This window comes from Pelovirga sp. (assembly GCF_059864205.1).
Window position 1 is genome coordinate 40,386 of the sequence record NZ_JCBCBS010000076.1, and the last position, 25,390, is coordinate 65,775.

The 25,390-nt window shown below is 53.3% G+C and carries 19 protein-coding genes and 1 pseudogene; 6 read left to right on the forward strand and 14 right to left on the reverse strand.

All coding sequences use genetic code 11. From position 1 onward, the window contains the following. Positions 1 to 12 precede the first annotated feature (12 nt). The 8 genes from AC6F7T_RS04755 to AC6F7T_RS04790 all read right to left on the reverse strand — a co-directional run bounded on the left by AC6F7T_RS04755 (position 13) and on the right by AC6F7T_RS04790 (position 8,680). A complete protein-coding gene (locus tag AC6F7T_RS04755; RefSeq protein WP_500716852.1) occupies positions 13 to 720 on the reverse strand; it encodes an ATP-binding cassette domain-containing protein in 708 nt (235 codons plus the stop codon). Beyond that, the gene (locus AC6F7T_RS04760; protein ID WP_500716853.1) at positions 713 to 1,513 is read right to left on the reverse strand and encodes an ATP-binding cassette domain-containing protein; all 801 of its coding nucleotides are present in this window, start codon (positions 1,511 to 1,513) and stop codon (positions 713 to 715) included. Before AC6F7T_RS04760 ends, AC6F7T_RS04755 begins: the two co-directional genes overlap by 8 nt. Beyond that, on the reverse strand, positions 1,506 to 2,723 hold the full coding sequence (locus AC6F7T_RS04765; protein ID WP_500716854.1) for an ABC transporter permease subunit: 1,218 nt from the start codon (positions 2,721 to 2,723) through the stop codon (positions 1,506 to 1,508). The genes AC6F7T_RS04760 and AC6F7T_RS04765 overlap by 8 nt, the downstream gene beginning before the upstream one ends. A gap of 9 nt (positions 2,724 to 2,732) precedes the next feature. Then, the gene (locus AC6F7T_RS04770; RefSeq protein WP_500716855.1) at positions 2,733 to 3,635 is read right to left on the reverse strand and encodes an ABC transporter permease subunit; all 903 of its coding nucleotides are present in this window, start codon (positions 3,633 to 3,635) and stop codon (positions 2,733 to 2,735) included. A 185-nt stretch (positions 3,636 to 3,820) separates the two neighbouring features. After that, positions 3,821 to 4,927, reverse strand: coding sequence for an ABC transporter substrate-binding protein (locus AC6F7T_RS04775; RefSeq protein ID WP_500716856.1), 1,107 nt, complete (start codon positions 4,925 to 4,927; stop codon positions 3,821 to 3,823). Positions 4,928 to 5,074: 147 nt separating this feature from the next. Continuing rightward, positions 5,075 to 5,776 (reverse strand): DUF2226 domain-containing protein, encoded by a 702-nt coding sequence (locus AC6F7T_RS04780; RefSeq protein WP_500716857.1) that lies wholly within the window; start codon positions 5,774 to 5,776, stop codon positions 5,075 to 5,077. A 107-nt stretch (positions 5,777 to 5,883) separates the two neighbouring features. Further along, a complete protein-coding gene (locus AC6F7T_RS04785; RefSeq protein WP_500716858.1) occupies positions 5,884 to 7,806 on the reverse strand; it encodes an ATP-binding cassette domain-containing protein in 1,923 nt (640 codons plus the stop codon). A gap of 175 nt (positions 7,807 to 7,981) precedes the next feature. Then, a complete protein-coding gene (locus AC6F7T_RS04790) occupies positions 7,982 to 8,680 on the reverse strand; it encodes a cytidylate kinase family protein (protein ID WP_500716859.1) in 699 nt (232 codons plus the stop codon). Positions 8,681 to 9,196: 516 nt separating this feature from the next. Here AC6F7T_RS04790 and AC6F7T_RS04795 point away from each other — a divergent pair. Then, positions 9,197 to 11,701: an Rne/Rng family ribonuclease gene (locus AC6F7T_RS04795; protein ID WP_500716860.1), complete on the forward strand. Its 2,505-nt coding sequence runs from the start codon at positions 9,197 to 9,199 to the stop codon at positions 11,699 to 11,701. A gap of 13 nt (positions 11,702 to 11,714) precedes the next feature. On the opposite strand, the gene AC6F7T_RS04800 is transcribed toward AC6F7T_RS04795, so the two are convergent. The 6 genes from AC6F7T_RS04800 to fabI all read right to left on the reverse strand — a co-directional run bounded on the left by AC6F7T_RS04800 (position 11,715) and on the right by fabI (position 19,550). Next, positions 11,715 to 13,490 carry a dynamin family protein gene (locus tag AC6F7T_RS04800; RefSeq protein WP_500716861.1) on the reverse strand — a complete coding sequence of 592 codons (1,776 nt, stop codon included), beginning with the start codon at positions 13,488 to 13,490 and terminating at the stop codon, positions 11,715 to 11,717. Between the two features lie 158 nt (positions 13,491 to 13,648). Next, on the reverse strand, positions 13,649 to 14,335 hold the full coding sequence (locus AC6F7T_RS04805) for a Smr/MutS family protein (RefSeq protein WP_500716862.1): 687 nt from the start codon (positions 14,333 to 14,335) through the stop codon (positions 13,649 to 13,651). A 6-nt stretch (positions 14,336 to 14,341) separates the two neighbouring features. After that, positions 14,342 to 15,067, reverse strand: a complete 726-nt coding sequence (locus AC6F7T_RS04810; protein ID WP_500716863.1) for a tetratricopeptide repeat protein — start codon at positions 15,065 to 15,067, stop codon at positions 14,342 to 14,344. A 294-nt stretch (positions 15,068 to 15,361) separates the two neighbouring features. Further along, positions 15,362 to 16,945, reverse strand: a complete 1,584-nt coding sequence (locus AC6F7T_RS04815) for a LysM peptidoglycan-binding domain-containing protein (RefSeq protein WP_500716864.1) — start codon at positions 16,943 to 16,945, stop codon at positions 15,362 to 15,364. Between the two features lie 58 nt (positions 16,946 to 17,003). Next, entirely contained in the window at positions 17,004 to 18,713 is a 1,710-nt protein-coding gene (gene hflX / locus AC6F7T_RS04820) for a GTPase HflX (protein ID WP_500716865.1), read from the reverse strand. Positions 18,714 to 18,791: 78 nt separating this feature from the next. After that, entirely contained in the window at positions 18,792 to 19,550 is a 759-nt protein-coding gene (gene fabI, locus AC6F7T_RS04825; protein ID WP_500716866.1) for an enoyl-ACP reductase FabI, read from the reverse strand. 201 nt (positions 19,551 to 19,751) lie between these two features. Here fabI and leuC point away from each other — a divergent pair, with 201 nt between their 5' ends. The 5 genes and pseudogenes from leuC to AC6F7T_RS04850 all read left to right on the forward strand — a co-directional run. Further along, positions 19,752 to 21,164, forward strand: a complete 1,413-nt coding sequence (gene leuC / locus AC6F7T_RS04830) for a 3-isopropylmalate dehydratase large subunit (protein WP_500716867.1) — start codon at positions 19,752 to 19,754, stop codon at positions 21,162 to 21,164. Next, positions 21,161 to 21,802: a 3-isopropylmalate dehydratase small subunit gene (gene leuD, locus AC6F7T_RS04835; protein ID WP_500716868.1), complete on the forward strand. Its 642-nt coding sequence runs from the start codon at positions 21,161 to 21,163 to the stop codon at positions 21,800 to 21,802. Before leuC ends, leuD begins: the two co-directional genes overlap by 4 nt. Positions 21,803 to 22,227: 425 nt before the next feature. Continuing rightward, a pseudogene (gene atpD / locus AC6F7T_RS04840) lies at positions 22,228 to 23,616 on the forward strand (F0F1 ATP synthase subunit beta); the annotation flags it as partial. 89 nt (positions 23,617 to 23,705) lie between these two features. Beyond that, positions 23,706 to 24,095: a F0F1 ATP synthase subunit epsilon gene (locus AC6F7T_RS04845; RefSeq protein WP_500716869.1), complete on the forward strand. Its 390-nt coding sequence runs from the start codon at positions 23,706 to 23,708 to the stop codon at positions 24,093 to 24,095. A 334-nt stretch (positions 24,096 to 24,429) separates the two neighbouring features. After that, on the forward strand, positions 24,430 to 25,390 hold a 961-nt coding region (locus tag AC6F7T_RS04850; RefSeq protein WP_500716870.1), incomplete at its 3' end, for an aminotransferase class I/II-fold pyridoxal phosphate-dependent enzyme.

Below are 25,390 nucleotides of genomic sequence, written 5' to 3' on the forward strand. Positions count from 1 at the left end.
GCAACGGTCGGGTCAAATGCCAAGATAGGCCTTGCGCACGTCAACGTTGGACAACAGGTTCGGTGCTGAATCAACCAGGGTAATCCTGCCATTTTCCATAACATAGCCGCGATCAGCCAGCTTAAGGGCCTGATTGGCGTTCTGCTCTACCAGAAAAATAGTGGTGTTACTTTCTTTGTTAATCTGGCGGATTATCTCAAAAATCTGCTTGATAATCAACGGCGCCAGCCCCAATGACGGCTCATCCAGCAACAGGACCCGGGGACGCGCCATCAAGGCACGGGAAATTGCCAGCATTTGCTGCTCACCGCCGGACAGCGTGCCGCCTAACTGGGATTGACGCTTCTCCAGAATAGGAAAAAGGGTCATGACATAGTTCAGATCCTGCTCAATCTGGCGTTTATTGCCACGCAGAAAGGCACCCATTTCCAGATTTTCCAGCACCGTCATGTCAGGAAAAATCCGCCGCCCTTCGGGCACCTGGACGATCCCCTTTTTGACAATATTTTCCGGGCTTAACCCATGAATCGGATCGCCATCAAGGAAGATTGCGCCGGCGCGAGGGGGAGTAATGCCACAGATCGACATCAGCGTTGTTGTTTTGCCCGCCCCATTGGCACCAATAAGCGCAACAATTTCCCCCTCTCCCACCTCAATGGTCACATCGTTCAACGCCTGAATATTCCCGTAATAGGTCTGAATATTCTGCACCTTAAGCATCGACTTCTTCTCCCAGGTAAGCTTCGATCACTTTGGGGTTGTCTCTGATATCAAGGGGTGATCCCTGCGCGATTTTCTTGCCGTATTCCATGACATAGATCGGATTAGAGATTTTCATGACCAGCTTCATATCGTGTTCAATCAACAAAATCGCAATCTGCTCTTCTTCGCTAATCCGGCAAATCAGTTGGTCAAGTTCTGACGTTTCATAAGGGTTCATCCCCGCCGCCGGCTCATCGAGCAGCAACAAAAAGGGATCGGTCGCCAGGGCGCGGGCAATTTCAAGACGGCGCTGGGCTCCGTAAGGTAGATTCCGGGCGAACTCATTGACGAATTTTTCCAGACCGACCTTTTCCAGTAACCGATAACTGGTTTCCACAATCTCCTGTTCTTCTTCACGGACGCCGCGATTACGGATAATGGAACGGAAAATACCGGAACGGGTACGGCAGTGACGCCCAATCATGACGTTTTCGAGAACCGTCATACTGGAAAAAAGACGAATATTCTGAAAGGTTCTGGCCAACCCCATTTCAGTGACCTTGTTCGGCTTGAGTCCGTTAAGGCGGCGGGTCTCCAGTCCCTTGGGATGCAACAGGATATCACCGCTCGTTGGTGTATAAATCCCGGTCACACAGTTAAAAAATGTCGTTTTGCCGGCGCCGTTAGGGCCAATCAGAGCGGCAATTTCCCCTTCGTGAACAGCCAAAGAAACGCTGTCTACCGCTCGTAGACCACCGAAATCCATGGTCAGCCCTTTGACTTCCAGTAATTTGTGTTTATTTTCAGTCATGAGCAGTTTTATCCTTCGTCCCCTTATATTGATAAATCTGGCGCAGATTGCTGATCAGTCCCTGCGGACGGAAAATCATCATCAGCACCATAGCGGCACCAAACACCAGCATCCGGTATTCGGAAAATGCCCGCAGATATTCCGGCAACAACACCAGAATAAAAGCGCCGAGAATGACCCCGAGGATCGACCCCATCCCCCCCAGAACAACAATCGACAGGATAATCGCTGATTCCATAAAGGTGAAACTGGCCGGGTTGATGAAGGTCGTTTTCGCAGCAAAAATGACGCCAACTATGCCGGCCCAGAAGGCACCGAGGGCATAGGCGGACAATTTGGTGCGGGCCATATCGATCCCCATGGCGACACAGGCAATCTCATCTTCGCGCAGAGCAATCCAGGCCCTGCCGACCCGACTGTTTTTCAGTCGATTGGTGACAATGATCGTCAACACCACCAGCGCTATCATGATGTAATAGATGTAGGTCGTTGATTGCGCCAGGCTCATCTGCACCCCAAAAAAACCGGGGCGATCAATATTGGCAATCCCGCTGGGTCCCAGGGATAGGGTTTCCCAGTTTTCCATCATCACCTTGAAGATCATCCCGAAACCCAGGGTCACAATCGCCAGGTAGTCACCACGCAGACGCAGAATAGGAAAACCCAGGACAATGCCGAACAGACAACCTAAAATGCCGCCGATCGGCAGCACTATCCAGAAACCGAGGTCAAAATAGTAATTGAGAATGGCGTAGGAATAAGCACCAACGCCAAAAAAGGCAACGTAACCCAGATCAAGCAAACCCGCCAGACCGACCCCGATATTCAAGCCAAGCCCCAGGACAACGAAAATCAACGCTGTCACCATGATATTGGTCTGGTAGGTATCAAAAATCAATGGGAATATCAGCGCCAGAACCAGCAGTACAGCCATTGCGCGATTACGCAACAGGATGTTGTCAAGAGCCGCCTGCAGCGGTCCGTACGAAGCAATCCCTTCCTCAGCCTGCTTTTGCCGGCGATTACGCCGGAGCAGCAAAAAACGCCAGAAATAGGACAGGACAAAACTGCCGATGGCAACCCAGAGGATGTTGGACCAGCGCCAGACCACCACATTTTCGATGGTGTTGACCCGGACGACCAGCAGAGGGAAAGTGAGAAAAACGAACCACAGGGAGACGACCAGGGATTGTTTGAAATCCTGCAACATAACTCTCACCTACACCTTCTGCTTGCGGACTTTTCCGAGAATTCCGGCCGGCCTGACGATCAGAATGACGACCAGCAGAACAAAGGTCAAAACATCCTCGTAGTCACTCGAGATATAGCCGGCAGCAAAACTTTCAGACCAGCCGATGATTAACCCCCCTAAAACGGCACCGGGGATCGAGCCGATCCCCCCCAGAACTGCCGCAGTAAACGCCTTGATCCCGGCCAAAAAGCCGATATAGAAGCTGACCTGCCCGATATAGGATGCCACCAGAACACCACCGATAGCCGCAAGGACCGAGCCGATGACAAAGGTCAGGGAAATAACCCGGTCAACATTGATACCGACCAGGCGCGCCATGTTCAGATCCTGCTGGGTTGCGCGCATTGCCTTGCCAACCCGCGTTTTCTTTATCAGCAAGGTCAACAGAACCATGGTTATCAGGGTGGTGACCAGAATTACCAGTTCCGGCGAACCGATAATGTGGGCGACATCATCCATAAAGGCAAAATCGGGAATCAGTCGCGGGAAGGGAAGAAAATCAGGGGTCTGAGCCAGCAATACATAATTCTGCAGAAAAATCGACATACCGATGGCACTGATCAATGGTGACAAGCGTGGCGAACCCCGTAGCGGCCGGTAGGCAATCTTTTCCAGAGTATAGCCATAGGCAGCGGCGTAAACAGCGGCAATAGCGGCAGCCAGAATCAAGATTGCAAACCCGCTGAGCCCGTAGATGGTACAGACTCCGGCCACGATCAGAGCCACAAAAGCACCAATCATGTAAATTTCACCATGGGCAAAATTGATCAACTGGATGATGCCGTAGACCATGGTGTAACCCAGGGCAATCAGGGCATAAATACTTCCTCGGGTCAGTCCACTGAAGAAAAGCTCTAAAAAATATTCCATAAATGACAACCACCCGGATCAGAAAAAGTGCGGGGCAAAGGAAATCCAGTCGAAAAAAACTAAGGATCAAAGCACAACAATCTCGGCACAACACAGATTGGGGGACTGTCTGAAAGAACAGTCCCCCGCCAGCTGTCCATAGACAGGTATCAGCTATTTTATCGCCGCCTGCTTGCCTTCATAAACTATTGCATTTCGACAAATGTTCCATTTTCCACTTTGAACATGGAAAAACCAACACCTTCGGCATCGCCTTTTTCATCGAATTTGATCAGACCTACCGGAGTCTCAACATATTCGGTGCGCAGCGCGTTGACGACTGCGTCATAATCAGTGCTACCGGCCTTTTGAACAGCATTGAGCAACGCCAGAGCCGCAGCATATCCTTCCTGGAAGAAAGCACCTGGTTCGGCACCATAAGCAGCCTGGAAGGCATCTACAGCCGCTTTATTTAGTGGAAGTGCGGAAAGATCCTTGGGTCCGGTCATATAGGCACCCTCGGCAGCGGATCCGGCAACATTGAGAAAGCTTTCATCCTTCACCCCGTCGTCAGAGATGAAGACGGCATCAACCCGCCGACGCTCCAACTGGGTCACCAGTTTGGAGGCTTCGGGGTGATAGCCCCCGAAAATCAACGAATCAGCCCCTTCGCGGCGGACCCGCTGGATGATTGAAGAATAGTCCATGGCGCCGGGAGTGATTCCTTCAAACAGAACAACCTCAATTTCTTTTTCATCAAGAGTCTGTTTGGCGAACTCAGCAAAGCCACGACCATAATCGCCACGATCATGCAGCACAGCAACTTTCTTGACGCCAAGGGTGTTCACAGCATAATCAACTGCCAGTTTTGCCTGCATATCATCCGAGGCGATGGTACGGAAAAAGTTGGGATATTCGCCACTCTGGGTCAGCGGCGGATTGGTCGCTGACGGCGACATAACCGGAATCTTGGCTTCGCGGTAGGTGCCAAGGGCAGCACGGGTGGCACCGGAACAGATGTGCCCCAGCACGACGTGGGCACCATCACTGACCAGGCGGGTTGCCACGTTGGTAGCAATGTTCGGATTACACTGGTCATCCTGAATCAATAATTCAACCTGCTTGCCAAGAACGCCGCCCTGCTCATTGATCTGCTTGACCACCAATTGAGCGGCACGCATGGTAGGAATACCATAGGGAGCAAGATCACCGGAATGAGGACCGGCGACACCCAGTTTGATGGTCTCGGCAGAAACACCGGTGACGGCAAGGCACAGCACAAACGACATACACAACACTACCATTCTTTTCATGGTCAACCTCCTGATTTGTCACGACATTAAGAAAACTGATGAACTTCAATGTATAAACTAACCGACCTAACCGGTCAACTATCGGCAGGATTTTTGCTAAAATTTGATCAGGCGGTCAAGCCGCCGCGGCGCTAGCGCAATCCCTGTTTACTGCGACGGGATCTGACTTTCCTCATACTGACGACGCTCCTCAAGCCATTCCTTACGGGCCTTTCGCCAGATTGGGGCCAGATCTGCTGAACCCATCAGGTCGGCCAGAACAATCTGGTCAGGATTCTGGATTTCCACCAGATCAAGGCGCGCGCCAGGCAATGCCGCTACTGACTTCGTCACATCAACCTCCTGTAGCAGATCTGTCATCCCTTCGAGAAAAAAGCCCAGCGGATAACCACTGTCGTAAAAGATCAGGGTCGTGCGATCAACGGCATGGACCCGCACACAAACGTTAAGCCCTTCTGCGCTGATCTGTTCAAGCATGGCAGCCACATCGAAATGGCTTAAATCTTCCCCCCGATGCAAGTAACGCCCCTGCAACAGCGCGTGTACTGAAATGACCAGATCAGCCGACAATTGATAGATATTGAGGCGGGCGTCACCCATAATCGACATTTCAAAAATTCTGGCAATAGCATCATAGGCAATCTGCCGGGAGCCCTTTTCGCTGGCGACAAAAATCGAACTGATTAATTTACCCCTCTGAAAAAGCACAACGCCGGCACCCTGCGGGGCATCGAAACGCAGATAACCGGTAAATTTACCGGCGCGCAACTTGGCCATGGCTTCCGGCAGATTGATACGGGCCGGATTGACCTGCGGACGTACAGCTTTTCCTTTGGGTAAATTCACCATCTGTTTCTCCCAGACTGACACTCTGCTTCCTTGCAGCAACCAAACAATCGACGCATCGTAACAAAAAAAACTGATAATCTGCACTATTGAAGAACTGTTGGCGCGATTCAGCTCTCCTGCAGTTGCTCCCAGGACAGATACATATCATCCAGCTGCCGGCGCAACTGCTCGTGGTTCTGACTAATGTGCCGCCATTGTTCCTGATCCTGATAGAGTTCCGGCTGTGCCATGGTTTTTTCGAGTTTGGCCAATGCCCCTTCTGCCTGCTCGATATGCTCTTCCAAAATCCTCAGTTCACGCTCGCGCCGTTGGTGCCGCCGCTGCTCCTCTTTGCGTTGTGCATGGGCTTTAAGGCGGTCGTCCTTATCTTCTCGCGACTCTGTTGTAGAATCTTTATCGGCATGTTGTTCAACCCGCTTGGCGCTATGGGTTAGATCACCCAGTTGCTGACGAGCCGCCAGAAAATCTCCATAATTACCCGGATAAGAGTCAATGGCAGCGCCACCAACAGCAACTACCCGGGAGGCCAGGGCATCGACAAAATAGCGATCATGAGAAACAAAAACAATGGTTCCCTGATATTTTTTCAACGCCTCAAGGAGCACTTCTTTTGACTGCAAATCAAGGTGATTGGTGGGTTCATCAAGCAGCAGTAAATTGGCTGGATGCAACAACAGCTTGGCCAGAGCCAGGCGATTGCGTTCACCGCCGGAAAGAACTTTAACCGGTTTTTCGATATCATCACCGGAAAACAGGAATGACCCGAGAATGTTGCGCAAGCGCGGCACCATCGCCACTGGCGCATCAGCCATCAGCTCGGCATAAACGCTGCGGGCTGAATCAAGAGTTACTGCCTGATCCTGGGCAAAATACGCCTGCAGCAGATTGTGCCCCGCCACACGCTTGCCGTTAACCGGCTTTTCGACGCCGGCCAACAGGCGCATCAGGGTCGATTTGCCGGCACCATTCGGACCGACCAGGGCAACGCGCTCCCCTTGCAGAATATCAAGGTCAATCTGCTCCAACACCTTTAGTGCGCCATAGTGCTGCGACGCCCCTTTCAGACTCAGGGCGATCCGCCCACCTTTGGGCGGCGCAGGAAAACTGAAAGAGATTTTTTTGCGCTCCGGTGGCAGAAAAATCCGCTCAATCTTATCCAGCTGCTTCACCCGGCTCTGCACCTGGGCCGCCTTGTTGGCCTGGTAACGAAAGCGGTTGATGAATGCCTCAGTCCGCGCAATTTCTTCATCCTGTTGCTGTTTGGCGGCTTTAAGGGCGGCGATGCGTTCATCACGGGCACTAACATAGCGACTGTAATTCCCGGGATATTCAGTCAGGGCGCCGTTCCAGACTTCGACAATCCGGGTAACGACCTGATCGAGGAAAAAGCGATCATGGGACACCAGAACCACGGCGTAAGGATAGTTCTGCAGATACCCCTCCAGCCAGTCCCGGGCCGGCAGATCAAGATGGTTAGTCGGCTCATCGAGCAATAACAGATTGGGGCGCTGAAGCAACAACTTGGCCAGAGCAATGCGCATCTGCCAGCCGCCGGAAAAATGTTCGCAGTGCTTGTCGAAATCCTCTGCAGAAAATCCCAGACCATGAAGAACCTTGCCAACCTCCGTTTCCATCAGGTAGCCGCCGCGCCGTTCAAACTCCTGCTGCAAGTGTGCGTAATGTTCCAACTCGGCAGAGGCTGTCTGGGCACTGAAAGAACTCTCCAGCCGACGGATGTCTTTTTCCATCTGCTGCAACTGGGCCAATGCGCTGCGCGCCTCAACAACCAGGGATCGGCCCTGGTGCACCAACCCTTCTTGAGGCAAATAACCAAAAGTCGTCCCTTTGGCAACCTGCATGGTGCCACCATCAGGCTCTACCAGACCGGCAAGAAGTTTGAGCAGGGTCGATTTGCCGGCACCATTGGCACCGCACAGACCGATCCGATCAGTTGGGCGAATATGCCAATCGATAGCGGCAAACAAGCGGCGATCAGCAAAATATTTATCAATGTTTTTAAGCTGCAGCATAAAAATCTGTCGACATTATTGGTTAGTAAAGAATGACGGGAACCCACTTATACAACAAGGTGGCAACCAGATATCATAAAAAACGGAGGGTCCCCTGCGGAAACCTCCATTTTTTATGATGTTCAATAAACAACATCGCTGTTGAGTGCCCTGCTAACGGCTGTTCGCTGTCCGGTTAAGACTGTTGTAACCGTTGTATATAACCATCTATCAGCAGTGCAAGCCCTTCAGTATCCATCCGCGCATTATTCATAATCAGATGGTAGAGGGTGGGGTTGTCAGTACGCTCGTTGACAAAACGCTGGACAAAAGCCTCGCGCTGCCCCTGCAGCCTGTCAATATGATCGCGGGCTTCAGCCTGATTCATGCCGTATTTGCTGGAGATGGTATCAATTTTATATGCCAGCGGTGCCACCAGCCGCAGGTGAATACAGTTCGCCAGATCCTGGGTAATATGAGGAGCCCCACGACCAATGATAATGCAGTTTCCGCGCTCGGCAAAACCACGAATTACGCGACGCATATGGGCGAATATTTCAGTTTCTTCAGCATTGGTGCGGTCAAGAAACATAGAGAGAATAGCTTTCAGCGAGGACGGGGTATTTTCTGATTTTTCGATCTGATCTACAGTAAAGCCCGACATCTTGGCCACCTCATCGATAACCTGACGGCCAACGATAACCCATGGTTCCCCCTTGGTGCGGGCATTGAGGCGTTTTTGCAAGGCCCCGGCCAGCGCATGGGCTTGACAACCAAATTCACGGGTCAGGGTGACACAGGTCGCCGGCTTGCCTTGATCGGCCAGCTGCTGTTGCTTATACCACGCCTGCAGCATAGCTTCCATCTGTGGGGTCCAGACATTGCTTTTGATCATAAGATTCTCCTTATCGGCCGTTTTACTCATTCCGATCAACAGTTATAAGTTGCCATAATTATAACTGATTATTCATCCATTTGGGAAAAAATCAAAAAACTTCCCTGGATCTCTGGTGAAATCCATCAGCCGGCGCACTTCGCATATTCCCTGGCTAACAAAAAAACCACTGAAATAAACAGTTAAAATACACCCGCTGGCAGTCCGCTGGAATAACGCCGGTTAATTTTCAGAAAATCTTGCGCAATGATAATTCCCGTATTCAATGGGTCCTGTTCTCTGCTAGTATATGACCGTCAAAAGTAATGTTCTCACGATGAAACGTGCTTCCACGGCCCGTGTCGTGTCGAGGCTGCTGATAGATTTCACCCTGCTGGGCGCCAACTTCCCTGGTTACCCGGCGACCCCCTACTCTTTAGTGCTGAGGCACTGTTCTGCCGACCCCGCATTGCGGTGAGGTCCGGAGCGGTGATTCACCACCAGATGCCGCATCAATGCGGACAGAAAGGTTTACCAATGAGCAAGAAGATGTTGATTAACGCCTCCCACCCGGAGGAAAATCGGGTGGCGATCGTCGTCGATGGTGTGCTGAGCGAGTTAGACATCGAACTGGCCGGCCAGGAACAGAGCAGAGGAAACATCTACAAAGCGGTTGTGGTTCGGGTAGAAACCGGACTACAGGCCGCTTTTGTTGATTATGGCGCTGACAAACTCGGCTTTCTGCAAATCAGTGAAATCCACCCCGAACTCTACCCCGCCAGACACCAGACCACCGGGCGGCCACGGATTGCCGACATTCTTCATCGCGGTCAGGAAATTCTCGTCCAGGTCGTCAAGGAAGAACGCGGCAACAAAGGTGCAGCCTTAACCACCTTTTTATCCCTGCCCGGCCGCTACATGGTGTTAATGCCGGACAGCACAACCAAGGGGGTATCACGAAAAATCACCGAAGAGGCGCAGCGCAAAGTTCTTAAAAATACCATGGCAGAACTCAATCTCCCCGACCAGATGGGTTACATTGTTCGTACTGCCGGCATTGGTAAGGAAAAAGAAGAACTCAAGCGTGATTTTGACTATCTGGTACGCCTCTATGAAGGAATTATTCAGCGCAAAGAGCAGGTCAAGGCGCCGGCACAGCTCTATCAGGAGTCCAACCTGGCGATACGCTCCATCCGAGATTATTTCAGCACGGAAATGGACGAAGTGCTGGTTGATGATGAGAAGGTGTTCCATGACACCAAAGACTTTTTCGCCCTGGTGATGCCCGAGCATGGCCATCTGGTCAAACGCCATCGCGAACGCCGCCCAATCTTTTCACGCTACCAGATTGAGGAACAGATCGACGCCCTGTCACGCAACCAGGTCTCCTTGCCCTCCGGCGGCTCCATTGTCATCGACCCGACGGAAGCGCTGGTTGCTATTGACGTCAATTCCGGCAAAATGTCGAGCGAAAGCGGTATCGAAGCAACCGCAGCCAAAACCAATCTGGAAGCCGCGACGGAAATCGGTCGTCAACTGCGTCTGCGTGATCTGGGGGGACTGATCGTTATCGACTTTATCGATATGCGCGATCGCAAACATATTCGTGAGATCGAGCAGGAAATGCGCAAAGCCCTGAAAAACGATAAAGCGCGCGTATCTGTCGGCAGAATCAGCCAATTTGGTCTGCTCGAAATGAGTCGCCAGCGCATCAAGCCGGTGTTAAGTGTCGGAGCCTATCAGGAGTGTCCACACTGTCACGGTCTGGGCCGCATCAAGAGCATCGAAGCCCAGGCAGTAGCCTTTCTGCGCCAGGCACACACAGCTGCAGCCAAAGGGCAGATCGGCCACATAGAAGCACGTGTTCCCTACGAGGTCGCCAACTACCTGTTGAATCAGAAACGGCACACCATTACCCAGCTTGAAATCCTCCTCGGCCTCAACGTCACCATCCTTGGTCAGTCTGATCTGCTTCCCGGCGAACTCCATCTGGAAAGTTTTAAACGGGAGAAAAACATCAGTGAAGACATCCAGAACGTACCGGTGTCCCATGCCAACCAGATCGAAATGGCTCTGGCGGAAGCAAAACTAGAGGAAGAACAGGCAGATTCCTCGGTCGCTATAGATCCAGCAGCAACCCCGGATGAACAAGTAAATACCCCGGAAGCAGCTGCCGAGGCCGATGCTGTAATATCTCCGGAAAACGCCGAAACCCCGGCTCCGGCAAAAAAACGTCGTCGTAGACGGCGGAAGAAACCGGCAGCGCAACCCACCCCGACCTCGGGTGAAGAAGCTGCAGCAGCCGACCCTTCTGCCCCAGAGGAAACCTCCACCAGGGTCGAACAGCAGCCGACTGAACCCTCTGGGCAAGAGACAACTGACAGCCAACACAGCCAACCTGCCACCTCAATGACCGCTATCGCAGAAACCGCAGAAACGCCTCCAACAGCTGAGGAAAAGCCCAAACGCCGACCACGCCGGCCACGCAAAACGACGGCGAAAAGCATCCAGGCAGACGAGACAACTGCTCAAGAAAAGGAAGCCGTCGTTGCAACAGCAGATGTGGATAATACCCCACAGCCGGCAATAGAGATAACAGCAGATTCAACACCATCTGGGCAGGATGCGGTTGACAAGGGGAAGAAACCAGCACGTAAGCCCCGGCAATCTGCGGCCAAAGGCTCTACTTCCAAAAGATCTACTCCAGTAGCTCCAGAAAATGCGGAAAAAACGGAGCAAAAGACCCAGGACGCTCCAGCTGACAAACCAGCGCCAAAACGCCCACGCCGTAGCCGCAAAACCACCGCGATGACAGCGGCAGGGGACAAAGAAAGCGTTACACAAAAGCCAGACACAAAGGAAGTTGTCACAGAAACGGCGGAGAACAAAATAGCCACAACAAGCAACGGGGCCAACCAGGAGCAGACCCCGCCGACCGGGACAACCGCAACCAGGACCCCTCAGCGCCGGCGCCGAACCAAGCCGACCAAAGCGGCAGCAGCGCCGGCAGAAACAACCGACGCGATACCCCCGGAGTCCTGAAAAGGGGAATTATTCAGTTTGACTCTTCCGGCACCAGACATTCCTGCGCCAGGTTCTGCAACTCGGCAATGGTACGCTCCAGCAGAGTGATCTGATCTTCAATCTGCTGATGTTGGTTGGCTTTTTTCTGCAGGGCAATGTCCATCGCTGCTCGGGTTGCGGCAATCACCTTGGCAAGCTGCTCATCGAGCTCAAAACCATAACGCCGAAAACTCTCATCCAGCCCGCGCCTTAAAGCCCAGTTCATCTGCTCGGTATTCTCGTTGAGGAGTTTTTGCGTTTGCTCGCGCAGGCGCTGTACTGTGCACCGATGACGGAAACGCTTGGTCATCAGCTTACGGGAAATTTTTTGGCCGATGGGATCCATATCTGAAATAAACAGGTCCTGACTCCAGCCCGGCGGATCAAAATGGGCGTATACCCTCTCTACCAGTGGCGCATGATAGGGAACATTAAAAAGCTCCGCTGCTGCCTGACAAACCTGTTCGATCAGCTGCTCACAGCGTTTCTGATGCATAGAAAGGATCTCTGTCGCCTGTCGCCTGATGGCATCATCAACCTGGCGCAGTGCCGGGGCAAAAAATATCGGCAACTGGGTTGCAACAATGGCACGTACCTGCCGCTCCAACTCTTCGGTATCCGCTACCCCCTGAATCACCCCTTCCACCTTCGGCATAATCCGCTGTTTGGCCGCTGTTCGCAGCGCCTCAATCTGCTGGGTCAAGGCCGTGACAATCCGCTTCAGATCACCGGCAAGAACATCAGCTGAAGCCTGTTTCTCCCGCTCAATGGCGGGCAGGATTTCGTGAAACATGGCAATCCGCTTTTTCAGATCGAGCTCCGGCAAACGCAGCGCCTCAAGGGACAACTGCAAATGCATGATCTGGGTATTGAGCTGATCCTTGAGTCGGCGCCGCAACGATAACTCGAGGGTCAGCTGCTTTTCGCGCGCGAAAAAATCAATCAGATTCTGTTCTACCCGATACATGCCGCTGCTTTTCCACAGATCCTTATCCTGCGTCAACCTGGCGGCCAGACCGCTTTTGGCGGAGATGGGCAACACCTGCGGCGCGCCGTCAAAAAGGGGCTGAAGCTGATCAGCAAGGAAGGTCAAGGAAACGACTTTTTCCTTTTCATTGAGAAAGTCGACCTTGTTCAAAAGAAAAAAGGTTCGCGGCAGCAGTTCACGCACTTCGCGCAGGTAGGTAATTTCGGCTTCGGTAATCGGCGGATCCGGGGACACCAGAAACAGCGCAGCATCGCAGTGCGGCAGAATCTGATAAGCAACTTCGGTATTGTGCTTAAAGGTTGATCCAATCCCCGGAGTATCAACCAGCACCACTCCCTGTTTAAGAATCTCCGCCGGATGACCGATCTCAACCCGCTCCACCTGAAGATGGTTATCGGGATTTCCTGCTTCGGTTACGTAGACCTGCAGAAAATCACCAAAGCTCCCCCCCTGTTTTGCATCAAAGCTCACCGGATCGGTCTGGTTGAAAAAAAACACCTTGGCCGTTACCGAATCGCCAGTGCGAATAAAGGTCGGTATAGCGGTGACAGGCAGGATATCCGTAGGCAGCAGATCTACGCCCAGCAGAGCATTTAAAAAGGTGCTTTTACCGCGTTTGAATTGCCCCAGTACCGCCAACCGAAAGGTTCCTTCCTCTTGCCGCGCCCGTAACGCCCGTAGAGGAGCATCTCCAGCCTGCTGCTGTGGGTCAATTGGAGCAAGAGCGGCAAGGGCGCGATCAATGATCGCGTCGAGAGTCATATTCGCATCGGATGGCATCAACAGGGACTCTTTACAATAAAGGGTTTAATGTCCGCAGGAAAAACCCACATCAACTTGAGAAACCAACCAATCGATGTGATCGTCACGATGATTCCTTTCTTAATGAATTTATCACACAAGGGCGGCGATCGAAAGGTGAATGCTGTAGCAGTAACCTATCCTTCCTGCTGACGGCGCAGAAACAATACGATAGCGCCATCACCGCCGTACCGGCGCGGAGCGCGACCCCACTCGGCTACCAGATCACTTTTGCCACGCTGTAAAAATTCTTCGACCGCCGATCGTAGAACCCCTTCTCCTTCGGGCGAATGCAGCCCTTTGCCGGTAATCACCAGCAGTACCTGCCAGCCATGATAGCGCGCGTTGGCAATAAATGAGGTCAGTTTTGCTTCAACATCCTGACGCACAGCACCATGCAAATCGAGAGTTGCCTCGGGAACCAGGGTGCCACGGCGCAGTTGCTTCATTCGCCGTGGCGCGCCGGGCGACAGCGGCTCGTCGTCGTTAAAGGTGTCAGCAAAGACCACATTCAGACCCTTCATCGCCGACAAAAAAAGATCCTGATCGCAAGCCTGCGGGCCTGACTCACTATCCACTAATGGCTCGGCGCGATCATGATCTCCTCTCAGCTCTTCAGAATTCAGGCGCTGCACCCCAAAACGTGCCATCTGCGCATCAAAGTCAACTGCTTCGTCCGCAGCTGACAAGGATTCGTCAGCAGGGCCCGTAACCGGTACCGAAGCCGGAGGTTGCCCTGCGGAAACAGCAAACCCCTTCAGCGAGCCAAAGGGGTTGTTAAGATGTTTGCTGCCAACGGGTTTTGTTTGCTTATTCTTGGCCATTTCTTGCTACCTGAGCACCTGCTTGCGGCGTCCGGTGAGGGCTTTGGTCTGTTTTTTGATGATCGCTCCCTGTTTTTCAAGATGGAACTGATACCAGGCGTCACCAAAACCCTTCATTTTCATTTTTTTACCCGCCTCCAGCAAAGCCACATTTTCACTGAGACGTTCATCACCGCCGGTTTTCTTGATACCCTTCTGTAGCACCTCGATCGCCTTGTTGCGTTCTCCGATCTGATCCAGACAGTAGGCATAAAGGGCATAGATCATCGGCTCTTTTCGGTTGCCGGTCATGGCTTTATCAAAGGTGGCGTGCATTTTATTGCGCTTGTTTTTTTTCATGTAACTGATACCCAGCATCGCCATGCTGACCCAGTTACGCACAAACCCCTTTTCCAGATAGGGAAGAGCCTCATTGAACTCGCGCTTGAGGTAGTGGATGCTGCCGATCTGGGAATTGATCTGCGGTTTGACATAAAACTGCCAGGCACCGTACTTCATCCCCCCCTGCAGTGATTTGATCGCGCGATCCCCACGGTTGGCCAGAACATCCTTTTGTGCCGACTGCATCAGCACGCCCACTTTTTTCATCACAATACGGGTAATCAGAATAAAAATCGCCAGAAAAACCAGTGTCGAAACGGCCATGGCAATCCAGGTATTATCCGTCACAAAGCGCAGCATCAAGGCGGTAGTAAAAATTGATGCGGTAATCGAAATCAGCAAATTAAGCATAGCCTTAAGGATCCTTCTGGTAAAAAATTCGGGGGAAAAATACGGCAACAAAACAGCGGTAAAAACCGCGAAATCCTTATAGCAATCCGGTTGCTAAAAGTCAAAAAAAAGGGTAATTATTCAGCCCCATCGTTGTCACAGGGTCGGGGATCCGGTGACAAGGGTGTCTGTCGCCCGGGACGGCGACAGTCAAGCTGCCATGGACGGCGAAAAACGTCCCTTGGCACAGGATTTCCGGCCCGGTGCTGAACTGATAAAAAGGATGCATTGCGCTAAGCGGAAGAGGCTAGGTCATCAACCCCGGCGACCAGCGGGAACCAGCAGAGTAAGCTTCTGGCCGGGGCGCAAAACATGCTCACGGGTCAGATCATTCCACTGGCGGATCTGGTCGGTATTAACCGCAAAGCGGCGGCCAATCCCCCACAGGGTGTCGCCGGGTTCAACCTGGTAAATCACCTCGGCTGTCGGTTGCATTGTAGTACCGATCTGGGTTGCAACACGGCTTGAAGGCTGAGAAACCAGCAACACCTGGCCTGGACGCAGCATATTGCTCCACCCCAGAGTGTTCCAGACGCGCAGTTGTTTTTCGGTTACCTCGAAACGCCTGGCAATCGACCAGAGGCTGTCACCCGCCTGCACGGTGTAGCTGCGGCGCCGACTACGCACATAGCTATCGGCCAGCGACTCCACCGGGCGCTGGGTGAACCCTTCACGCAACGGTAAAATCAGATCTCGGCCAACCTGCAGAGCCCGTGGATTACTGATATTGTTCAGCGCCATAATGTCATCAACCTGAATCTGGTAACGCTGGGCAAGTGCCAGCAGGGTATCTCCGGACTTGATCTGATGACGATGATAGCGAACACGTTGATCAGCAGGCAGCTCAGCATACAACTGCTGAAACCTCTCTGCCGTTCCTACCGGCACCCGCACCTGATAATTTTCAACTCCCGGCGGCGTCGACCAGCGCTTCAACGCCGGATTGAGTTCCTTGATCTGCTGATAACCGGCCCCGCTTAATTCAGCGATGATTTCCAGATCGGTCTGGGTTGCAACAGCTACCACTTCGTAATCGATGGGATCGGCCAGCTCAAGGTCGGCAAAACCGTAAGCTTCCGGGTTACTGATCAGATGCAGGGCTGCCAGTAACTTGGGGACGTATTCGATCGTTTCGGGGCGCAATACCCGGCCATCGGCCAGATCCCAGAAATCACGACTACCACTGGCACGAATGGCTTGAGAAACGCGCCCCGGACCGGCATTATAGGCCGCAACAGCAAGATACCAGTCGCCATCAAAACGCTTATGCAGATCTTTTAAAAAACGGGCAGCAGCGCGGGTTGAACGCTCAAGGTCGAGGCGATCATCCTGCCACCAGTCGTTTTTCAGTCCGTACATCTCCCCGGTGCTCTCCATGAATTGCCAGGGCCCGGCAGCATGAGCCCAACTGTAGGCGCGCACATTAAAACCGGATTCAATCATCGCCAGATAGGCCAGATCAAGGGGCACCCCCTCGCTGGCAAAAACCAGCTGCATCCTGGGGATGTAACGCCCTGAACGTTGCAGCCAGGCGGTTAAGGTCTGTTTCTGCCGCCCCTGATAGCGATCGAGAAACGCCATCACCCGCGGATGATCGCACGTCGGAAAATCGCCGGCATAGGGGAGTAACGGCTGTGGCTGAAGAAAATTACCCAGGGACTCGGGTAGGCCACTGGAGAGTTCCTGGTTTGCCAGGATCGAGTTAACCAGTAGCGAATCAGCGGCAAAGGGTTGGTCAGGGATTATAGCGACATCAGCTTCGCGCATAAGCGCTTCGACAGCCACGCCAGGGTCAGGGTCAGGGAAGGGGGCCACCGAACCAAGTTGGCAGCTGCTCAATACTGGGACAAACCATAACAACACAAGAAGGTATCGGTATTTTAACACATTATTTCCCTTATTCGGCCGTCATTGAATGGGGTGGCTGAGTCCTCGTTGGATCGGCGCTGTCCTGCGCGCCGGTTTCGACAAAGGAGTCGGTCAGCATTTCTTCCGGCCAGAAACGACGCTGCATTTCGTCCAGCAACGGCCCAAAACTACCACGATCAATGGCGCACACCGGAATGGCGTTAAAACGGCGACAGATATGAGGAAGCTCCTCTTTTGGCAGCTGATCGGTTTTGTTGAACACCAGCAGGCGCTTGCTATGGCCCAGGTTGAGAGCATCAAGAATCTTTTCAACGGCACGAATTTGCTCTTGAAAGCTGGGATTGGACAGATCGACCAGATGCAACAGCAGATCGGCATCTTCCAGCTCCTCAAGGGTCGCCTTGAAGGCACCGATCAGGCTTTCGGGCAGATCACGAATAAAACCGACCGTATCGGTAATAATCACTTCCCGATCCAGAGGGAAGCGCAACCGTCTGGTTGCCGTATCCAACGTGGCAAACAGTAAATTTTCGGTAAAAACTGCGCTTTGTGTCAACGCATTTAATAATGTCGATTTACCCGCGTTGGTATAGCCGACAATCGAAACAATCGGCAGACCGGCGCGCACCCTTTTCTGGCGACGCTGCGTGCGCCCACGCCCGAGTTCATCAAGTTGCTTTTCCAGGCGCCTGATTTTATCGCGAATACGGCGTCGATCAATCTCCAGCTTGGTTTCACCCGGTCCACGGCCACCGATCCCCCCCATCAAACGTGACATGGCCGTGCCTTTGCCGGTCAGGCGCGGCAAAATATACTTAAGCTGGGCCAGCTCGACCTGCACCTTGCCGTCACGCGACTGGGCGCGGCGGGCAAAAATATCGAGGATCAACTGGGTGCGATCGATAACCTTCATCTCGGTGATCTGCGAGATGGAACGAATCTGATTGGGATTCAAATCCTGATCAAAAACCAGCAGGGTGGCGCGTTGCTGCAGAGCCCGGATAACGATTTCACGCAATTTTCCCGACCCCACCAGGTAACGTGGATTGAGCTGGCGCGGACGCTGGATCACCCGATCGATCACCACCAGGTTGGCAGTGCGGGCCAATTCTTCAAGCTCCGCCATGGAAGCTTCCACCGCTTCACGTCCGGTCTGGGCAACGGAGATCAACAGTGCTCGTTCGCGGCCATCGCTTAGATCGATGGTTTCGGCAACGAGCCCTTCCATCTCCTGATCAAGAGCTTGGATAAAGGCAGAAAAGTCAAGTTTAAGCCGGTGAAAATCACTGAGATGAATGGTTTCAATCTGGGCTTTATCGGCGGTCGGGAGGAGGTGTGCATAAATCAGCGGTCCGGGGAGGCCGTCGTCACGCACGCCGATAGCAGCCATCAGGTCAAGGCGTAACAGCTCAAGGTCAGCGATATCGTCCTGATTGAGGGGTTCCTGTTTGAGGTGGGTATGGACACAGCGCAGGCCACGCAGGCCGCTACGCCCGAGACCAAAACGTGACAGATCGGGGATAACAATTTCGCGATCATCGCCGACAATAACGTGATGGATAGATCCAGCACGATCGATAATCAACCCGATCTGGCGTTCGATGTCGCGGGAAAGTTCGGTGAGATAGCGCGCCAGGTCGGCACTGATCAACTCATTAGCGGGAACTTTGCGCCGATAGATGCGTTCCAGCGCCTTGATCTGCCCGGCCTTCAGCCCGCTGGTTTTACCCTCAATCATCGCCAGCCGCCAAAACGATCACAACGAATAAAGGCCCCGATCGGGGCCTTTTCAGCAGGATCAGGGTAACAGCCGGGACTAGCCGGCATTGAAGTTGAATCCGGCATCAACGTAGTGGATTTCTCCGGTCACCCCCGAAGCAAGATCAGAGAGCAGGTAGAGGGAGGCCTTGCCGACATCCTCCTGGGTCACCAGTCTTTTCAGCGGTGAACGCTCTTCTGCTACCCGTAGTTTTTCCTTGAAATTGGCAATACCGGAAGCCGCCAGGGTTTTGATCGGACCGGCAGAAACGGCGTTGACGCGAATCCCCCTTTCCCCCAGTTCGGCCGCCAGATAACGTACTGACGACTCGAGGGCCGCTTTGGCAACGCCCATGACGTTGTACTCGGGAACAGAGCGCACGGAACCAAGATAGGTCATGGTTACAATGCTGCCACCCGCCGTCATTACCGGCAGTGCGCAACGGGTCATGGAAATCAGCGAATAGGCACTGACATCGAGAGCCAGGCGGAAGCCATCGCGGCTGGTCTGGCTGAAGGGGTTTTTCAAATCTTCGCGGTTGGCATAGGCGACCGCGTGAACGACAAAATCGACGGTGCCCCAGGCTTGTTTCAGCTGATCAAAGACCGCAACCATTTCGTCTTCATTCTGCACATCACAGGGCAGGATAATGGTAGAATCAACACTTTCCGCCAACGGCCGTACCCGCTTTTCCAACGCCTCATTCAGATAAGTAAAGGCCAGCTCGGCACCCGCAGCGCGAAGCTGCTGGGCAATTCCCCAGGCAATACTTTTATCATTGGCAACACCAAAAATCACTCCACGCTTTCCAGCCATCAATCCCATATTCAAATCTCCCAAGGGGTAAATTATCCGATATTTACAAACGCTACTTTTAACAAAAGAACCATCATAAGGCAAGTTATGATGCGATCGACATTTCAGTTGTTTTTTTACCATGCCCCTACCTTTCCAGATAGAGATTCGGCTAAACTAGTAACCACGCAAATTCCCAACACTTTCTCAAGGAGATTCTCCATGGCGAAAACCCTGTACGATAAACTCTGGGACGCCCACCTCGTCAATCAGGATGAAAATGGCACCAGCCTGCTGTATATCGACCGCCAGTTGCTCCACGAAGTCACCTCACCTCAAGCCTTCGAGGGGCTGCGCCTGGCCGAACGCAAACCCTGGCGCACCGATGCCAACCTTGCGGTGCCCGATCACAATGTGCCGACCAAAGATCGCGCTGCCGGCATCAGTGACCCCATCTCGCGCCTGCAGATCGAAACCCTCGAAAAAAACTGCAAAGATTTCGGCATCACCTTGTTTGCCATGGATGATCCGCGCCAGGGGATTGTCCACGTTATCGGCCCGGAACAGGGAGCGACCCTGCCCGGCATGACCATCGTCTGCGGCGACTCCCACACCGCCACCCACGGGGCCTTCGGGGCGCTGGCCTTTGGGATCGGCACCTCGGAAGTTGAACATGTGCTGGCAACCCAGTGCCTGATCCAGAAAAAATCAAAATCGATGTTGATCGAGGTCAATGGTGAGCTGCCACCGGGCCTGACCGCCAAGGATATTGTGCTGGCGATTATCGGGCGCATCGGCACCGCCGGCGGGACCGGCTACACCATCGAATATGGCGGATCCACCATCCGCAGTCTGTCGATGGAAGGGCGCATGACGATCTGCAACATGAGTATTGAGGCGGGAGCACGGGCCGGCCTGATCGCCGTTGACCAGACCACCATCAACTATATTCAAGGGCGTCCTTTTGCCCCGACCGGCGCTTTGTGGGAACAGGCGGCAAGGGCCTGGCAGGAGCTTCGCAGTGACCCTGATGCTGAATTTGATCGCGTCGTTCGCATCGATGCCCGCGATCTGCAGCCCCAGATCAGCTGGGGCACCTCGCCGGAAATGGTGGTGACCATCGACGCCTGCGTTCCCGATCCACAACATGAGCCCGATCCGGTCAAACGCGAAGGGATGATCAACGCCTTGACCTACATGGGATTGACTCCCGGTACGCCGATGGCCAGTATCCGTCCCGATATCGTCTTCATCGGTTCCTGTACCAACGGTCGTATTGAGGATCTGCGCGCCGTAGCTACTGTCGTCAAGGGGCGTAAGGTAGCAAAATCGATCAAGCAGGCGCTGATTGTTCCCGGTTCCGGCCTGGTCAAGCAACAGGCGGAAGCCGAAGGTCTCGACAAGATCCTGATTGACGCCGGTTTTGAATGGCGCGAACCCGGCTGTTCCATGTGTCTGGCGATGAATAACGACCGCCTCAAACCGGGCGAACGTTGCGCGTCGACCTCCAATCGCAACTTTGAAGGACGCCAGGGGCAAGGAGGCCGCACCCACCTGGTCAGCCCTGCCATGGCGGCCGCTGCTGCGGTGACCGGTCACTTTATCGATGTTCGTCAACTGGAGGTGCTGGCATGAAACCTTTTCAAACCCTTACCGGCCTGGTTGCCCCCCTTGATCGCTCCAACATCGATACCGACGCGATCATTCCCAAGCAGTTTCTCAAATCGATCAAGCGCACCGGCTTCGGCCCCTTCCTGTTCGATGAGTGGCGCTATCTCGATCATGGCGAACCCGATATGGATTGCAGCAAGCGCCCGATCAATCCGGATTTTGTTCTCAATCAGCCGCGCTATGCCGGGGCCCGGATCCTCTTGACCCGCGCCAACTTCGGCTGCGGTTCATCGCGTGAGCACGCTCCCTGGGCCCTGCTCGACTACGGCTTCAAGGTCATCATCGCCCCCAGCTTTGCCGATATCTTTTATAACAATTGCTTCAAAAACGGCATCCTCCCGCTCATTTTACCGGGCGAAACAGTGGATCTGCTGTTCCACGCGGTAGAAACAACCCCCAACTATCAACTGACGATTGACCTCGAACAGCAGGCCATCATTACACCGGCTGGAACAATTTATCCTTTTGCTATCGATCCATTCCGTAAACATTGTCTGCTGGGCGGGCTGGACGATATTGCTCTGACTCTGGAAAAGGTTTCGGCGATAGAGGCTTTTGAGGAGCGACTTCGGCAGCAGTCACCCTGGTTGTTCCGGGAGTGATGTGAGCAGCTTTTCAAGGGAATAGACATATCATCCAAAGAGACCGTCAATCGCCGGTGATATTTTAGAAGTTTTTGTAACTATTGAGCTATGTCCTTGCGCAAGGTCGGGGTCCTTTGTCAAGGGTGTTTGTCGCCATTTATGGCGACAAACACCGGTCACGGATGATGGAAAGTGACTTCGCCCGATCATCTTCGGATGATGAAATTCACCCGTCCAGGCGACCTTTCCATCGGCCCCTGATCGTGAACCGCCTTTTAAAAAATATCCTCACCAGAAGAAGCCCGGATAGAGCTCAAGGGACGTGGTAAGCTTGACAAGTCGAGGTCAAGTGATACGTTGTCTGTACTATATTCAACGCAAGCGTTGCAGCAACAGCGCTTTTCATCCTTAGCTTAATTTTCGGGACGGAAACTATTGACACAATGAATTCTGATGAAAGTACACATGGGGTTGTCACCTCTGTTGTTGGTGGGGTTGTGGAGGCGCGTTTTCCTGACCAGATGCCGTCCATCAACAACCTTCTGGTGGCGGGAAAGGATGATTCAATCCTAGTGGAGGTCGCTCTTCACCTGGATGCCCACACGGTACGCGGCAACGCCCTGACACCGACCCAGGGTCTGGCATTGGGTTCCACCATCCGCGACCAAGGTCGCACACTTCAGGCCCCGGTCGGCCTCGACATTCTCGGCCGGGTTTTCAACGTCTTCGGCGATACCATCGACCGCAAAGACCCGATAAAGGCCGAGGAACGCCGTTCAATTCACCAGGACTCCCCCGGGTTAAGCGACCGGGCTACGGCATCGGAAATTTTCACTACCGGAATCAAGGCGATAGATGTCCTTTCTCCCCTGGAACGCGGCGGCAAAGCGGGACTCTTCGGCGGTGCCGGAGTCGGCAAGACGGTACTGATTACCGAATTGATCCACAACATGGTCGGAGAACATAAGGGCGTTTCAATTTTCTGCGGGATCGGCGAGCGCTGTCGCGAGGGAGAAGAGCTCTACCGCGAGATGAAGGATGCAGGGGTGCTCGACAACACGGTGATGGTTTTCGGGCAGATGAACGAACCGCCCGGCTGTCGCTTTCGGGTCGGACTGACCGCGTTGACCATGGCGGAATATTTTCGCGATGATCGTCGCCAGGACGTGCTGTTCCTGGTCGACAACATCTTCCGCTTTATCCAGGCCGGCATGGAACTTTCCGGCCTGCTCGGCCTGATGCCATCGCGACTGGGATATCAACCAACGATGGCTTCAGAACTTTCGGAACTGCAGGAGCGTATCACCAACAGCGAGCACGCCGCGATCACCTCAATCCAGGCGGTCTATGTGCCTGCCGATGATCTCACCGACCCGGCGGCGGTGCATACCTTCTCGCACCTCTCGGCTTCGATTGTTCTGTCCCGCAAAAGGGCAAGCGAAGGGCTTTATCCGGCGATCGATCCCCTCGAATCGAATTCAAAGATGTTGACTCCCCAGGTGGTGGGTGAACGTCACTATCGCATCGCTCAGGAGATACGTCGAACCCTGGCTTCCTACGAAGATCTCAAAGACATTATCGCCATGCTCGGCATGGAGGAGTTGTCGCGCGATGATCGCAAGACCGTGTTCCGGGCTCGGCGTCTCGAAAGATTTCTCACCCAACCCTTTTTTACGACAGAACAGTTCACCGGAACTCCGGGTCGATCGGTCACCCTCGAGCAAGCCCTTAATGGATGTGAACGTATCCTTGATGACGAGTTCAGCAATTTTTCAGAAAAAGTTCTGTATATGATTGGTTCCATCGACGAGGTTGAGAAAAACGCCCAAGAAGAGGAGAGACAGCAGGAAGATAAAGGTGATCAGGTCGAAGATGATGATGCCAGGGCACCCGCAAATGATTCCAACGAGGGTGAAGCTGCATGAAATTGAGCATCTACATCCCGACCCGCATTCTGCTCGAAACGGACGTCACAAGCATTACCGCCACCGGCTTGAATGGGTCTTTCGGGTTGCGGCCCCATCATATTGATTTCGTCTCGGCGCTGGTGCCGGGTCTGCTCGCTTATCGGCGTACAGAAACAGATGAAGAGGGGGTGGAAGAATATGTCGCCGTAGACCGAGGGATCCTGGTCAAACAGGGGGACCAGGTGCGGGTTTCAGTGCGCAATGCTGTAGCTGATGCGCCATTGGAGGAGCTCTCCGATGTCGTGGAACACCGCTTCGCTGATCTTGGCGAACATGAACGCAAGGTTCAAACTGCGGTCGCTCGGCTGGAAGCTGATTTTCTGCGCCGCTTTATCGATATGTAGGGCCGCAGAAGGGAACCAGAGCCCTGCCTCCGGTTTTATTTGAGCCAAATAGATGATGGCGTCGCAAAAAGTCCGCCCTACGGCGTTACGGCGTTTTTTAAGGACCTTGACATACTCTATGTATGCCTGCGCCCCTGAAAAACCACCAGGCCTTGTAGGACGAAATTTTTGTTTAGCCATCCTATGACTTTTTGTGAGTGCAGCAACAGATAAACTTACAAGATGCAATCGAAGGAAAAAACGATTGCACCTTCTTTTTATTAGAAGATAATGTCGACAATCGACAAGAAATGAAAACGTTTCACGATCCACCATACCGACAGGAGAAGTACTCATGGCAAATGGCAACCAGCACGAAGTGCATCTGAATTTGAACGTCCGTGGTTTGCCGATTTCAGCAACCCTCGGCATCAACGAGGAAAGCAACCGTTTGATCGCTGCAGGCAAGCAGGTGTTTAAATTGGGGCTGGGGCAGTCACCCTTTCCGGTACCGCGCCCGGTGGTTCAAGAGTTGCAAAACAATGCTCACCAGAAGGATTATCTGCCGGTCAAGGGATTGCCGGCATTGTGTGAAGCGATTGCCGGCTATTATCGCCGAACCCAGAATTTGGGCTTCTCCAGCGACAATATCCTCATCGGACCCGGTTCAAAAGAGCTGATGTTTATTCTGCAGCTGGTCTACTACGGGGATCTGGTGATTCCGACGCCGAGCTGGGTTTCCTACGCGCCCCAGGCGCATATTATCGGGCGTCCGGTACATTGGCTGAAAACGGAAGAGAATCAGAACTGGCTGCTGACGCCGGAAGAACTGGAAGCCTTCTGTCAAGATGATCCTCACAAACCACGGATCGTTATCCTTAACTATCCGAACAATCCCACCGGCTGTTCCTACAGCCCGGATCAGCTGCAGCAGTTAGCAGGGGTTGCCAGAAAATACCGGATCATCCTACTGTCTGATGAGATTTACGGGGAGCTCAATTACGGAGCTAATCATCAGTCTATCGCGCGTTATTACCCGGAAGGAACCATCATCGCCAGTGGTTTGAGCAAGTGGGCAGGAGCCGGTGGCTGGCGGCTTGGGACCTTTACCTTCCCCAGTGAACTGAAATGGTTGCTTGATGCCATGGCAGTGGTGGCCAGTGAAACCTTTACCGCAACCAGTGCGCCAATTCAGTATGCTGCGGTTAAGGCCTTTCAGGGGGGAGACCAGATTGAGCGCTACCTGGGTAACTGTCGGCGGATATTAAAGGCACTGGCGGACTGGATTGTCAGTCAGCTTGAAAGTGCCGGTATTG

Bases quoted from the DNA above. Each gene is read 5' to 3' on its own strand.
- AC6F7T_RS04755 (WP_500716852.1), bottom strand. From the start codon at position 720: ATGCTTAAGGTGCAGAATATTCAGACCTATTACGGGAATATTCAGGCG.
- AC6F7T_RS04760 (WP_500716853.1), bottom strand. From the start codon at position 1,513: ATGACTGAAAATAAACACAAATTACTGGAAGTCAAAGGGCTGACCATG.
- AC6F7T_RS04765 (WP_500716854.1), bottom strand. From the start codon at position 2,723: ATGTTGCAGGATTTCAAACAATCCCTGGTCGTCTCCCTGTGGTTCGTT.
- AC6F7T_RS04770 (WP_500716855.1), bottom strand. From the start codon at position 3,635: ATGGAATATTTTTTAGAGCTTTTCTTCAGTGGACTGACCCGAGGAAGT.
- AC6F7T_RS04775 (WP_500716856.1), bottom strand. From the start codon at position 4,927: ATGAAAAGAATGGTAGTGTTGTGTATGTCGTTTGTGCTGTGCCTTGCC.
- AC6F7T_RS04780 (WP_500716857.1), bottom strand. From the start codon at position 5,776: ATGGTGAATTTACCCAAAGGAAAAGCTGTACGTCCGCAGGTCAATCCG.
- AC6F7T_RS04785 (WP_500716858.1), bottom strand. From the start codon at position 7,806: ATGCTGCAGCTTAAAAACATTGATAAATATTTTGCTGATCGCCGCTTG.
- AC6F7T_RS04790 (WP_500716859.1), bottom strand. From the start codon at position 8,680: ATGATCAAAAGCAATGTCTGGACCCCACAGATGGAAGCTATGCTGCAG.
- AC6F7T_RS04795 (WP_500716860.1), top strand. From the start codon at position 9,197: ATGAGCAAGAAGATGTTGATTAACGCCTCCCACCCGGAGGAAAATCGG.
- AC6F7T_RS04800 (WP_500716861.1), bottom strand. From the start codon at position 13,490: ATGCCATCCGATGCGAATATGACTCTCGACGCGATCATTGATCGCGCC.
- AC6F7T_RS04805 (WP_500716862.1), bottom strand. From the start codon at position 14,335: ATGGCCAAGAATAAGCAAACAAAACCCGTTGGCAGCAAACATCTTAAC.
- AC6F7T_RS04810 (WP_500716863.1), bottom strand. From the start codon at position 15,067: ATGCTTAATTTGCTGATTTCGATTACCGCATCAATTTTTACTACCGCC.
- hflX (WP_500716865.1), bottom strand. From the start codon at position 18,713: ATGATTGAGGGTAAAACCAGCGGGCTGAAGGCCGGGCAGATCAAGGCG.
- fabI (WP_500716866.1), bottom strand. From the start codon at position 19,550: ATGGCTGGAAAGCGTGGAGTGATTTTTGGTGTTGCCAATGATAAAAGT.
- leuC (WP_500716867.1), top strand. From the start codon at position 19,752: ATGGCGAAAACCCTGTACGATAAACTCTGGGACGCCCACCTCGTCAAT.
- leuD (WP_500716868.1), top strand. From the start codon at position 21,161: ATGAAACCTTTTCAAACCCTTACCGGCCTGGTTGCCCCCCTTGATCGC.
- AC6F7T_RS04845 (WP_500716869.1), top strand. From the start codon at position 23,706: ATGAAATTGAGCATCTACATCCCGACCCGCATTCTGCTCGAAACGGAC.